Raw genomic sequence first — 12,570 nt, 5'->3', positions numbered from 1 at the left:
AATTATAGCAGAAAATATGGTAGTATGAACAGAATGATAATATAGATAGAGGAAACTATTCATGAAAAAGCTACGTACTACTCCAATTGCTTTTATTCTTGTAAATCTTTTCACACTGCTCATTTTTCTTGCAATATTCAACTTCAAATACCCAATCCGATATAACAATATGGGCGGTGACAATATATGGCAGTCCGCTTCAACAATAAAATACGTTAATATCTGGTTGGAGGAGGGAGCTGCATCCATGCATTTTACCGCATGTGAAAACTACCGCTCCATAGAATTCCAGAGCTTTAACGACAGAGTACCGTTTATCAGTTATCCAAGCGGACATATTTTTCTTGTCTGGCTGTGTGCAAAGATCTGCGGCAGAGATTTTATAAACATTTCTTTTGTTAAGCACCTTCAGATGGTTCTGTTTGCCATTGAATCCATGCTTTTTTCCAGTTTTATTTTTGTCTTATTCTGGAAGTACCGCATCGGCGGATGGCTGTCCCGTATAATAATTCCATTATGCACTGTTGCTTTGTGGATGCTACTTCCGGTTAACGCCTGGTATATGCCAAACGTATTTTTCACTGATCAGAGCGTTATTTTATATGTTATGCTTTTCCTGTTTTTGGAAGAACTGATATATATACCTGAAGTCAGACTTCATAGTCACCTTTATAACGTTATTCGTATCCTGCATTTTGTAACAATCTACTGCGGTATTCTTACAGACTATTATTTCTGGATTCTGGCATTTTTCGTATTTGTAATGAGAACCATTGGACTTATTCTCAGGAAAAAGAGCGTAAAGGATATTATTCTCGAATCTCTGTATTATGCTGTCCCTGTTGTTCTTGCTGTTGTTACCTTCATTATCCAGCTGAGCTTTGTTGACGGCTGGCTTGATACGCTAATATATAAGCTTAAGTTCAGAACAGGCGGAGATGATAGTCTTTCTGCCATTGTATCAAGGCTTATAGAGAATTTCACCTCATCATTTACGCAGGAACAGCGAAGCTTTATGTTCTACCTTTGTATTTTCCAGCTGGCTTCAATTGTTATTGCATTCCTCACATTAAAAAAAGGAAAACGTTTAAAAACACTTTTTGTAAATCACGATATAGCGCTTATTGTTGCAGCTTATGTTTCAGTTATTTTTCAGATTTTAATGCTTAAAAACCATTCTGCGGTACATGAGTTTTCCATGATGAAGGCAGGATGGTGCGTAGCAATGACTGCTCCTATTGCTGCTGTTTCCTATGTTCGTGCTATCAGTATGGGAAAAACAGATGGAACAACATATTTCCTTGGTCGTAAGGTTTCGCCACTTATTCCGGCTTTTGCAGTTTGCTTTTTCATACTGATTCTCATAACAGGTGTGCCTACCTCGACCTCCAGGTATATAGTTTCCAGAGATGGTGAAGAAGACTATACTCTTGACGAGTTTCTTTACAGAAATACTGATTACAACGATGTTTGCTTTTCCTTTACCAATGAAGTTCACTACGAGCCTCCTATGGACCTCACCATTTCCCATGAGAGGGTTTATCTTGTGGATACTGTGGAAGAGATAGATACAAAGTTCCCTGATTTAAGTAAGGATGCGGTTAAGCTCCTTCTGGTAGATGAAGCTGCTATGGATAAGAATCCTGAGCTTAAGGATATGGTTCTTCCTCTTATAGAAAAATCAAAAATACGTGCAATGGATAACGGCTACATCCTTTATGAGTTACCATAAAAAATCATATGTGTCATAATATGGAATCTGTGGTACTCTAAATAAACAAGGAGATTTTTAAAATGTCTAAAAAAATAGTATTAACAGGTGGCGGTACTGCCGGCCACGTTACACCTAATATGGCTCTTATTCCCGAGCTTAAGGAAAAAGGTTATGAAATCAGCTATATTGGCTCACATACAGGAATTGAGAAAAAGCTTATAGCGGATTATCATATCCCCTACTTTTCAATTTCCACAGGAAAACTCAGAAGATACTTTGATCCCAAGAACTTCTCTGATCCTTTCCGTGTTATGAAGGGATTCTTTGAAGCCAGACAATTACTGAAAAAAATTAATCCAGATGTGGTTTTTTCAAAAGGTGGTTTTGTATCTGTTCCTGTTATAAGGGCAGCTTCCACACTTAAAATTCCATGCATATTACATGAATCCGATATGACACCGGGTCTTGCAAATAGGCTGAGCTTTTCTTCTGCAAGAACTATTTGCTGTAACTTCCCCGAAACACTGGATCTTCTTCCTCCGGATAAGGCAGTTCTTACAGGAACTCCTATAAGAAAAGAGCTCCTGAAGGGTTCAAGAGAAGCAGGAAAAAAGCTTTGCGGATTTACGGATGACAAGCCGGTAATTATGGTAACCGGTGGAAGCCTTGGCGCTCAGAGCATAAACGAAACCATTCGCTATGCGCTTCCAAGACTCCTTCCGCACTTCAATATTGTTCATCTTTGCGGTAAGGATAAGATGGATAACTTAAAGCTCAGCATGGAGGGCTACAAACAGTTTGAATATGTTAAGAACGAAATGAAGGATATTTTTGCGATGGCAGATGTAGTCGTTTCCAGAGCGGGAGCCAATGCTATCTGTGAACTCGCAGCTCTTCGTAAGCCCAACGTTCTGATTCCCTTGTCTGCAAAAAGCAGCCGCGGTGACCAGATAATAAATGCCAAATCCTTCGAAAAGCAGGGATTTTCTGTTGTCATCGATAATGAGGAATTGGATGAAGATATCCTTGTTGAAAGTATTTTTGCTGTGTATGAGGAAAGAGATAAATACATTGCAAAAATGTGTGAATCCAATCAGTCAGGTGCGACTGAAACAATATTAAAGCTTATTGATGAAGCAGCTACAAAATAATAAAGGCGACGGATTGAGGTAGTCCCCTCATCCGTCACCTCCGGTGACACCTTCCCCCCAGGGGGAAGGCTTTTTATTTGTAAACATATACCCCAGAGGCATATTATTACAATAAATTAAATATTCAGAAGATCACTGTATACAGCAAGTGCTCCGTCTGTCTCGTGAGCAAGTACCTTCTTAGCAAGTACCTTACCGAGCTGAACACCTTCCTGATCGAAGCTGTTAAGATTCCATACAAAGCCCTGGAACATAACCTTGTTCTCGAAGTGAGAAAGAAGTGCACCAAGTGACTTGGGATTAAGCTCATCACCGATAATGATACTTGAAGGACGTCCACCCTTGAAATTCTTATTGAGATTCTCATCCTTTTTACCACAGGCAAATGCTACTATCTGAGCTGCTACGTTAGCGCAAAGCTTCTGCTGGCTTGTGCTTCCCTGGATGTCAACGTCGTTCTGAAGCTGGCTGTTCTTGAAACCGATGAACTGCATCGGAATAACGTCTGTTCCCTGGTGAAGGAGCTGATAGAAGGAGTGCTGACCATTTGTGCCGGGCTCACCGAAAATTACAGGACCTGTTACATAATCGATAGGCTCTCCAAAGCGGTTAACGCTCTTACCGTTTGACTCCATATCAAGCTGCTGAAGGTGTGCAGGGAAACGGCTAAGTCCCTGTGAGTAAGGAAGAACTGCAGTTGAAGGATATCCAAGTACATTTCTCTCATAGAATCCGATCATTGCATCAAGCATTGCAGGGTTTTCCATCATATCCTTCTTAGCTGCAAGCTTATCCTCTGCTGCTGCACCATCAAGGAACTGAGCAAATACGTCAGGACCAAATGCAAGAGAAAGAACTGCTCCGCCTACACCTGAAGTTGAGGAATAACGTCCGCCGATATAGTCATCCATGTAGAAAGCTTCAATGAAATCATCGCTCTTTGCAAGAGGTGATGTCTCAGAAGTAACTGCTATCATGTGCTTTGAAGAATCAAGTCCTGCCTTCTTAAGGGCATCCATTACAAAGCTCTGGTTTGTAAGTGTCTCAAGTGTTGTACCTGACTTTGAAACAAGAATAAATATAGAATGAGCAACATCAACGCTATTAAGAACTGCAGATGCATCATCAGGATCTACGTTACTGATGAACTTTGCTTCCATCTTGAAGTTGCCTGTTCTGTGTGCCCAGTTCTCAAGTGCAAGGTACATAGCTCTGGGACCAAGGTCTGATCCGCCGATACCAATCTGAACAACTGTTGTGAACTTCTCACCCTTTTCGTTAGCGATTTCACCTGAGTGAACCTTATTTGCAAAATCAGCAATTCTCTGTTGCTCTTTTACATAGAACTCACGCTTGTTAACACCATCAGCCATAACATCATTGCCGAGCTGTCCTCTTGTGAGCTGGTGAAGAACCATTCTCTTCTCACCTGTATTAATTACCTCTCCATTGTAGAGAGCTTCGAATTTCTCAGAGAGCTGTGCTTCCTTAGCAAGTTTATCAAGTGCTGCAAGGATGTCATCATCAACTTCCTTCGCTGCATAATTGTAAGCAAGGCCTTCAGCCATCTTAACTGAGTACTTCTTAACTCTCTCAGCACCGGAATCACCGGACATTGCTGAAACGAGGTCAATGTGTTTTACGTCTTTTAATTCCTTGTAAGAATCAAGTGTATCAAGGTTTTTCCAATTAACCATTTTGTAGAATCCTCCTAAATTTTTGGTTATTTCTACTTTCGCGTTCAAGTTTAGCAAAACTTCATATCCTACGCAATATTTTGCACACTAAAACTCATAAAAATCTTAATAAATATAGAATATTCAAGCAATAACTTTAATAAATGCTTCTGTAAGTGCAGCACAGTCCCTTGCTGCCTTCTTCTCAAACTCAGGATAATCCATAATGTCACTTCCGTCAGCCTTATCGGAAATAGCTCTAAGAATAACGAAAGGAATATTGTTAAGGTAGCATGCCTGAGCAATTCCGCAGCCTTCCATCTCACAGCAAAGACCGTCAAATTCCTTCTTAATTTCATCCTTAACGGATTGTTCAGAGATAAACTGATCTCCGGAGCATACTCTTCCATCCCATAGCTTTCCGGTAATACCGGCCGTGGCTGCTGCCTTTTTTATATTTTCAATCATCCATTCATTTGCATTAAATTCACGGCATCCTGTCTGTGGAACTTCACCCTTTTTATATCCAAAAATAGTTGCATTTACATCATGGTAAACAGCGTCCGTTGATACCACAAAATCACCGATATCAATCCTTGCATCAAGTGAGCCTGCCGCACCTGTATTTATAACATGAGTAACCTTAAAGTCATCCACAAGGATTTGAACACAAAGCGCTGCATTTACCTTACAGATTCCACTCTTTACAACAACTACATCAGTATTTCCGATCTTTCCTTCATTAAATTCCATGTTAGCCTTTTTAAGAGTCTTTGTAATAGTCATTTCTTCCTTAAGACTCTCAACCTCAATCTCCATGGCTCCGATAATTCCGATTTTATAACTCATAGTTGTATCCCCTTTTCGGCTCTATATTTTTCTAAAATATAGTTATTAAAATCTATCGTTTTAATAATACCATCATCTTCTTTAAAGCTGTTAATCATTAATGAAAAAAGGTGCAAAATCCTTATGACTCTGCACCTTTAAAATATTTATTTTTTTATTGTTATTTATTTAAAATATCTGTCGAGAAGTCCCTTAAATGCCTTGCCGTGTCTTGCCTCATCTCTTGCCATCTCATGAACTGTGTCATGGATTGCATCGAGATCAAGAGCTTTAGCGCGTTTAGCAAGATCAACCTTTCCTGCTGTAGCACCATTTTCTGCGTCAACTCTCATCTGCAGGTTCTTCTTGGTTGAGTCTGTGAGAACTTCTCCCAGGAGTTCAGCGAATTTAGCAGCATGCTCAGCCTCTTCCCAGGCAGCCTTTGCATAATAATCACCAACCTCAGGATATCCTTCTCTGTATGCCTGGCGGCTCATTGCTAGGTACATACCAACTTCTGAGCACTCACCGTTAAAGTTAGAACGTAGATCTTCAATGATATCATCCGGAACTCCCTTTGCAACTCCAACTACATGCTCTGCAGCCCATGTAAGTTCACCTTCCTGCTTTGTGAACTTCTCAGCAGGTGCATGACATACAGGACATTCTGCCGGTGGCTGATCTCCCTCGTGAACATAACCGCAAACTGAACATACCCACTTCATAATTAAAATCTCCTTTCTCATTGCCTGAATTTAAAAAGCCCTTTTTGATTGAATTTTTATAATCTGTTTAGAAAAATTCATTCTTACTGATATTTAGTATACCAAATAATTCTTATACATTTAATCGTTTATAGAATTTTAATAAATGATCAAATATATTATTGTTATTTAATAATGTAATTAGTGCTTTTGCGTTATACTATAAATGGTTAATTACGTAATTCTCGCATTAAAGAAAATGGAGAGAAAAATATGTCACTATTAGAAGAAAGAATTAAGAGTGTTTATGCAAATCTTACCAGAGAAGAGAGAAAAGCAGCTGATTATTGCCTGAAAAACGATGCAACCATCTATAATCATACAGTAGCTGAACTGGCAGAGGCTTCCGGAACAACTCAGGCCACCTGGAGCAGATTCTCCAAGTCTCTTGGCTACTCCGGACTAAAGGGCCTGAAACGTGAAATATTCTCCGATGCAAAAAAGGCAGAAAAAGCCGGCCCTCATATTGAGTTCAAGGATTTAAATCAATATACCTCCATGCAGGCTATCGCAGATAATATCTGTGCTACAAGCTCGCAGGCTATTCAGACTACATACAGATTGTTTGATTCCCAGTCCTTTGAAGGTGCGGTTAATGCTATTATAAACGCCAGAATGATAAGAATCTTCGGAGTTGGAAGCAGCTCACTTGCAGCATCCGATCTTTTCACTAAATTTCAAAGACTGTCATACAATGTAACCTACAATGAAGATTTTCATAACAGTCTCATGAATGCGGCACAGCTTCAGAAGGAGGATGTTGCAATCTTCTTCTGTGACTCAGGAAAGACTGAAGAAATCATGCAGATTCTAAAGGTTGCAAACGATCGCGGCTCCGATACCATAGCCATCACCAAGCTTGGTAACAGTCCTCTTGCACAGGGATGTAAGCATGTACTCTTTACCACTTCTCCTGAAATAGATAAAAAGAGCGGTGTCACAAGTTCCAGATTTGCACAGCTTTTCCTGGTTGATACTCTTTATACTGCAGTGGCAAATAAAGACTTTACCAATATACGTCAGCATCTCCAGGATTCATACGATCTCTTCCACGATATGGGAACCTACTGATATCATTCCCTGTTTTTATCAGACAATATAAAGGCAAGCCCACGGTACAATAATTGATATACCGTGAGCTTGCTTTTTCATATATATTTTCAGTTTTTATTCTTCTATCTGCTCGTATGTTAAGATGTTCTGTTCTTCATATGGCTTTATCAGTTCATCTACTATTTTATCTGAAAATGCTTTCATATCATCAAGCATCTCTTCATAGTTTTCCATAGTCATCTGATAATCACCTGCTATCATCTGATCAAGCATGAGTTTATTTATATCCGGAGAAAAATGAATTGAATCCATATAATTATCCAGATTGGTTACAACCTCCTGCTCGTTCTGAAAACAGAATACCTTCACATTATCATATTGTAAAAGGCTTCTGACCATCTCCTTTTCGCAGTGGATAAATGCATCTCTCTCACCGGTTCTGTAAATTCCATCCCACCACAGCATAGAATAGGCAGGGAAGAAAAAATAAAACTCTGTATCTGGATGCTTTTCCACTTCAGAGGTCAAAAGCTCTATATTTCCACTAAGCTGATCATCATATACTTTCTCATCCATCATAGGAGTAATATTTCGTGTTCTGAAATATAGTCCCAATGCACTCTCTTTGTTAAAGCTTTTCCACTTTGCCCAGTTATATGAAAGGTTTTCATTATAATCAGTTAAATATGAATTAACTATCATATATGGGATTTTCTCAAGAATTACTCCCTTGTTATAGAGATACTGAACATCATTAAAAGGATTGTGATCATATAAATACATAGGACATCCCGTCATTTCGTAGGTTGTCTCATTACTTGCATTTAAGGCAGACGGATCAATATTATAAAATACTCTTTTTATATTATTTCCTGATGAAAATGCCTCATCCAATAAATAACATAAATCTGCTGTTGCTCCATAGGACCTGATAGCTTTAATTGTTTTACAGTTAAAAGCTTCATCATACCAGCCATTGTCATTATTCTCAGCTACTGATGAACCTACTATCAGTGTATCGTAATCGAAGTGTCTAAGCGTACCTATGCACTGATATTCCTTATCGTTCAAAACTGCTTTAAGTCCAAACCAGGGTTTATGGTAATGATAGAAAGGATCTATCAGAAATACCAATAGCCCTGTCAGGATTATTACCACCAGAACTGCTATAGCAAATCTCTTTATGAAATTTAAATCATTACTACTTTTTTTCAAGAATTTTCCTCATTTATTCAGGCCTGAAATCAGAATTGAAAGTAAATAAACGTACTAACCTGTGATAGTGAAATGAATGACCATAAAAATATAAATACCAAAAATACCAAATGTCTTCCTGAATTGTTCTTTTCACTGATTATCTCATGGGCATTTTTTGCCCTTATCACTATAACTGATATTACAAGAAGAATTATCCAGCTTATAAGGTATATGATATTTGTATATTGCTTTGCATACATATTAGCTGCAGTTATGACAAGATAGTTTTCCGATATATCAAGCATGGCTGAAGTTTTATACATAAATCCCGGCCATGTCGGTATAACTAGCTGCTTAAAGTACTGAAGAGCATATGTCATATCTTTTGATCTGAAAAAAATAAGTGATATAAGGAACATTATAAATGTAAGAATCTGACCAAGCTTTTGCGGTATTATGAGTAATGGCTTTTCTCTCAGAAGATAATGATTTTTTACATCTCCTTTTACAGCCATGATTCCGAGATCATCCCACACTACAACAATACCCATAATCAGTCCCCAGCATATGTATGTCCATCCTGCGCCGTGCCAGAATCCGCTAAGTATAAAAATTGTAAGTACATTAACTGCAGTTCTTAAATTTCCTTTTCTTGATCCTCCAAGTGGTATATATACATATCTGACAAAAAATCTCGTAAGTGTCATATGCCATCTCTGCCATAAATTTCTTACACTGATTGCCTTATATGGTGAGTTAAAATTACGGGGTAGCTCTATTCCAAGCATAAGGCTGACACCTTCTGCCATATCACAATAACCTGAAAAATCGAAATAGAGCTGAAATGCATAGGATATAAGTACCAGTGAGCCTGTCAAAGTATCCATATAATATGTGTACTTAAATCCATAGTCAGCTATTTTGGCAAGATTATCACCAAGAAGAACCTTCTTGGAAAGTCCTATTACAAAAAGCTCTATTCCATTTCTGAAATTCTCAGCTTTTAAAATTCTTCTGTTCCTATCCCTGACCTGAGTAATAATCTCATATGGAAGTGCTATTGGTCCCTGAACTATTTTGGGAAAATATGTAATATAAAAAAGATATTCGGTAAAACTTATATTTCCCAGTTTTTCCGCATCCTTTATCTTATTTTCCTTTTCTCTTTTTATATCTGTTATAAACGCTATCTGGGAAAATACATAAAAACTTATTCCTACTGGCATAATAATATTTAATTCAGGAATTTCTTTTCCCATGACGGAAAAAATATTAGAAACAAAAAAACCGGTATATTTAAAATAACCCAAAAGTGCAATATTAAGTATTATTCCGAATTTATGTATAAGACCCGATTTTCCTTCAGGTAAATCTCCTATAGCCTTTGATATTCCAAAATTAACAAGGCATGAAAGCAACAGAATAACAACAAATTCTATCGAAAAAAATCCATACAAAATCAAGGAAGCTGAAATCAATATAATATCCGCCAGCTTCCACTTTTTTATTTGATTAAGACCATGCCACAGTATAAGCACAATCGGTAAAAATATTAAAATAAATGAGAATGAATTAAATGACATATTATTTTAGTATAAGTCCTACAGGACAGTGGTCTGATCCCATCTGATCCTTGTAAATAACTGCATCTTCAAGTTTATCTTCAAGCGCCTTGGAAGTAACAAAATAGTCTATGCGCCATCCGGCATTCTTTGCTCTAGCCTGAAATCTATAGGACCACCATGAATAAGCCCCTTCAAGATCAGGATAAAAATATCTGAATGTATCTATCAGACCGGCATCAACTACATTGCTGAATTTTTCACGCTCTTCATCAGTAAATCCTGCATGTCCACGGTTGGGCTTGGGATTTTTCAGATCTATTTCCTTATGAGCCACGTTCAAATCTCCGCAGTAGATTACGGGCTTTGTTTCTTCAAGCTTTTTTATATATTTAAGAAAATCATCTTCCCATACACATCTGTACTCTAATCTGGAAAGGTCGTCCTTGGCATTAGGAACATAAACTGTTATGAGATAATAATCGGGATACTCAGCTGTAATCACTCTTCCCTCATGATCATGTTCTTCTATTCCCAATCCATAGGTTACATTTACAGGCTCTTCTTTTGTAAAAAGAGCTGTTCCTGAGTAGCCTTTTTTCTCCGCATAATTCCAATACTGATGATATCCCGGAAGATCAATTTCAATCTGTCCCTCCTTAAGCTTTGTTTCCTGTAGTCCTATTACATCCGGCTGCTCTTTTTCCATAAAGCTCTGGAATTCACCTTTTTGAACGCATGCTCTTAGTCCGTTAACATTCCATGAAACCAGCTTTTTTGACATATATCCATCTCCTGTTTAAATCCCATAAAAAAAGGCAGCTCTCACTGCCTATATTATTATTTCAACAACATTACTATTTCTATCATTTAGACATAGAAGCTATAAGTGCATCAATTTCAGCCTGACTTAGCATTTTACCACTATCCGCCGGATTTGGTGCGGCTGCAGGCGCACTTGGCGCTGCAGAAGCAGGCATACTAAAATTACCTGCTCCCTGCTGAGAAGATTTACCCATTATACTTGCAAGCAAAGCCTGCTGTTCAGGATCTAATCCGTTAGCATCAGTACCCATTAATAATCCTCATAAATTAAGTGTTAATGATACATATTTAAGCACATTGTATCTTTTTTTTCGGTATTTAACAACTAAATAAATTATAAACTATTACTTACCTAAGGTTTCCATGCGTCTCATATTTTTCAGATTATCATCTGTTTCCTTAAGCATTTCTCTTAGTGACAGACTCTCTTCATAGTCAAATTCGCATATTGAATATATAAGGTGATTTAAGTATTTTGTATTTTCCATCAAAAGCTTATTATTCTGACGGGCCATCTCAATTCTGAATTCCTCAGCCTTATCTTCCTCTTCTGTCACTTCAATAACTGCAAACTCATCACCGCGAATTCTTCCGCAAATGCTGTTTTTCCCGAATACTTCTCCAAGTATATCCGCTACTCTCTTAACAGCATGATCACCTTCATCATGTCCGTGTATGGCATTGATATTTTTAAGTGAATCCATATCTATATAAGCTACAACTGCATAAGTGCCTTCCTTGAAATGCATTTTAAGAAGATCATATGCTTTTGCAAAAAATCCTCTCCTGTTAGGAAGATTTGTAAGATAATCCTTATCTCCTATATGATCAAGGACAGATCCGTCTCTTGCTATTTCTTCCTGGCATTGTGAAAGCTCTTCTTCTGTATCAACAAGACATTTTTTTAAGAAATTCATCCTTATTCCGCTAAGAACGATACTCATAATAAGATCATCAAATGTACCTGTTCGTACACTATTGTCAAAGCCTATAATAAAGAGACCATATTGTTCTTCACCTCTGAAGACATTCCTTATTATTTTTGTTCCTTTTATGGTTGAAAGATCAAAAATATCAACTGTATCCATGTCTCTTTTCTTTTCGAATTTATCTGCTTTTCCGTCATGGATTGTAATTATTCTTTTGCTGTATTTTGGAACCTTCCAACCCTTTTTTAATGAACATATTTTAGGACTGTCCAGAAGATAAACTTCAAAATCTTTAAAACCTGCTTTTGCAATTTTTTTAATTATACGATCATAATTATCTCTTTCGTAATTGCATTGCGAAACAAGCTCTGCCAGAGCTGAAGTTCTGCTATTTACACTAAGAATTTCATCGGAAGTAAACTCTTTTATAGTTTGTCTCTTTGCTTTTACCTTATTTCCTGCTATTTTATCGATTATCTACTCAATAGCAAGAAATCCTATCTCAAAAAATGGAGTATCTTCGGGATATTCTATTTTGTCGAATCCTTCTAATTCTGAAACTGTAAGGAGCGGCTTTTTCCCAAACTGTTTAAGAAATGCCTCTTTCTTAAGTATGGGCGCACTATCTCCTATACGTCCTATATCTACAATAAGTCCGTCAAAACCGGCCTCATAGATATAGTCAAAAACTGCCTGATGCTGATATTCAAAGGGATTATCATCACTGAAATTCTTATCAGTGATGATATATTTTCCCGGGAATATAACCAGTTCAATCCCTAAGTCCCTGGCAGCAATATCTGCTCCAAGGCAAATATCACAAACATTTTTATCCTTAAATTCAGATATTAAAAGCCCAACTCTCATAAGT

12 protein-coding genes are annotated in these 12,570 nt (G+C 37.6%); 3 read left to right on the top strand and 9 right to left on the bottom strand.

Features of this window, described 5'->3' with window-relative positions:
* Positions 1 to 61: 61 nt before the first annotated feature.
* Both G602_RS0105750 and G602_RS0105745 read left to right on the top strand, forming a co-directional pair.
* Positions 62 to 1,732, top strand: coding sequence for a hypothetical protein (locus G602_RS0105750; protein ID WP_026658123.1), 1,671 nt, complete (start codon positions 62 to 64; stop codon positions 1,730 to 1,732).
* A gap of 62 nt (positions 1,733 to 1,794) precedes the next feature.
* Positions 1,795 to 2,865: an undecaprenyldiphospho-muramoylpentapeptide beta-N-acetylglucosaminyltransferase gene (locus tag G602_RS0105745; protein WP_026658122.1), complete on the top strand. Its 1,071-nt coding sequence runs from the start codon at positions 1,795 to 1,797 to the stop codon at positions 2,863 to 2,865.
* Positions 2,866 to 2,981: 116 nt separating this feature from the next.
* Here the strand turns inward: G602_RS0105745 and G602_RS0105740 are convergent, their stop codons facing one another.
* The 3 genes from G602_RS0105740 to G602_RS0105725 form a co-directional block, all read right to left on the bottom strand.
* Entirely contained in the window at positions 2,982 to 4,562 is a 1,581-nt protein-coding gene (locus G602_RS0105740; RefSeq protein ID WP_026658120.1) for a glucose-6-phosphate isomerase, read from the bottom strand.
* Positions 4,563 to 4,685: 123 nt separating this feature from the next.
* Positions 4,686 to 5,390, bottom strand: coding sequence for a 5'-methylthioadenosine/adenosylhomocysteine nucleosidase (locus tag G602_RS0105735; RefSeq protein ID WP_026658119.1), 705 nt, complete (start codon positions 5,388 to 5,390; stop codon positions 4,686 to 4,688).
* Between the two features lie 164 nt (positions 5,391 to 5,554).
* Positions 5,555 to 6,097, bottom strand: coding sequence for an NADH peroxidase (locus G602_RS0105725; RefSeq protein ID WP_026658118.1), 543 nt, complete (start codon positions 6,095 to 6,097; stop codon positions 5,555 to 5,557).
* Between the two features lie 249 nt (positions 6,098 to 6,346).
* Between G602_RS0105725 and G602_RS0105720 the strand changes: the two genes are divergently transcribed.
* Positions 6,347 to 7,204: a MurR/RpiR family transcriptional regulator gene (locus G602_RS0105720; protein WP_026658117.1), complete on the top strand. Its 858-nt coding sequence runs from the start codon at positions 6,347 to 6,349 to the stop codon at positions 7,202 to 7,204.
* Positions 7,205 to 7,300: 96 nt separating this feature from the next.
* Here G602_RS0105720 and G602_RS0105715 read toward each other — a convergent pair whose 3' ends face one another.
* From G602_RS0105715 to G602_RS0105690, 6 genes are all read right to left on the bottom strand, one after another.
* A complete protein-coding gene (locus tag G602_RS0105715; RefSeq protein ID WP_026658116.1) occupies positions 7,301 to 8,401 on the bottom strand; it encodes a hypothetical protein in 1,101 nt (366 codons plus the stop codon).
* 29 nt (positions 8,402 to 8,430) lie between these two features.
* Positions 8,431 to 9,861 carry an MBOAT family O-acyltransferase gene (locus G602_RS0105710; protein ID WP_242835491.1) on the bottom strand — a complete coding sequence of 477 codons (1,431 nt, stop codon included), beginning with the start codon at positions 9,859 to 9,861 and terminating at the stop codon, positions 8,431 to 8,433.
* A 106-nt stretch (positions 9,862 to 9,967) separates the two neighbouring features.
* The gene (locus G602_RS0105705; protein WP_026658113.1) at positions 9,968 to 10,729 is read right to left on the bottom strand and encodes an exodeoxyribonuclease III; all 762 of its coding nucleotides are present in this window, start codon (positions 10,727 to 10,729) and stop codon (positions 9,968 to 9,970) included.
* A gap of 82 nt (positions 10,730 to 10,811) precedes the next feature.
* Positions 10,812 to 11,021 (bottom strand): hypothetical protein, encoded by a 210-nt coding sequence (locus tag G602_RS0105700; RefSeq protein ID WP_026658110.1) that lies wholly within the window; start codon positions 11,019 to 11,021, stop codon positions 10,812 to 10,814.
* Positions 11,022 to 11,114: 93 nt separating this feature from the next.
* Entirely contained in the window at positions 11,115 to 11,858 is a 744-nt protein-coding gene (locus tag G602_RS0105695; RefSeq protein WP_026658109.1) for a GGDEF domain-containing protein, read from the bottom strand.
* Positions 11,859 to 12,176: 318 nt separating this feature from the next.
* Positions 12,177 to 12,566 (bottom strand): hypothetical protein, encoded by a 390-nt coding sequence (locus G602_RS0105690; RefSeq protein WP_026658106.1) that lies wholly within the window; start codon positions 12,564 to 12,566, stop codon positions 12,177 to 12,179.
* Positions 12,567 to 12,570: the final 4 nt, after the last annotated feature.

This window comes from Butyrivibrio sp. AC2005, from assembly GCF_000424145.1.
Taxonomy (GTDB): Bacteria; Bacillota; Clostridia; order Lachnospirales; family Lachnospiraceae; genus Butyrivibrio.
This window is presented reverse-complemented; position numbering and strand designations above follow the sequence as displayed.

Coding starts and splice junctions, on each gene's coding strand:
- G602_RS0105750 (WP_026658123.1), top strand. CDS start 62: ATGAAAAAGCTACGTACTACTCCAATTGCTTTTATTCTTGTAAATCTT.
- G602_RS0105745 (WP_026658122.1), top strand. CDS start 1,795: ATGTCTAAAAAAATAGTATTAACAGGTGGCGGTACTGCCGGCCACGTT.
- G602_RS0105740 (WP_026658120.1), bottom strand. CDS start 4,562: ATGGTTAATTGGAAAAACCTTGATACACTTGATTCTTACAAGGAATTA.
- G602_RS0105735 (WP_026658119.1), bottom strand. CDS start 5,390: ATGAGTTATAAAATCGGAATTATCGGAGCCATGGAGATTGAGGTTGAG.
- G602_RS0105720 (WP_026658117.1), top strand. CDS start 6,347: ATGTCACTATTAGAAGAAAGAATTAAGAGTGTTTATGCAAATCTTACC.
- G602_RS0105705 (WP_026658113.1), bottom strand. CDS start 10,729: ATGTCAAAAAAGCTGGTTTCATGGAATGTTAACGGACTAAGAGCATGC.
- G602_RS0105700 (WP_026658110.1), bottom strand. CDS start 11,021: ATGGGTACTGATGCTAACGGATTAGATCCTGAACAGCAGGCTTTGCTT.
- G602_RS0105695 (WP_026658109.1), bottom strand. CDS start 11,858: ATGGATACAGTTGATATTTTTGATCTTTCAACCATAAAAGGAACAAAA.
- G602_RS0105690 (WP_026658106.1), bottom strand. CDS start 12,566: ATGAGAGTTGGGCTTTTAATATCTGAATTTAAGGATAAAAATGTTTGT.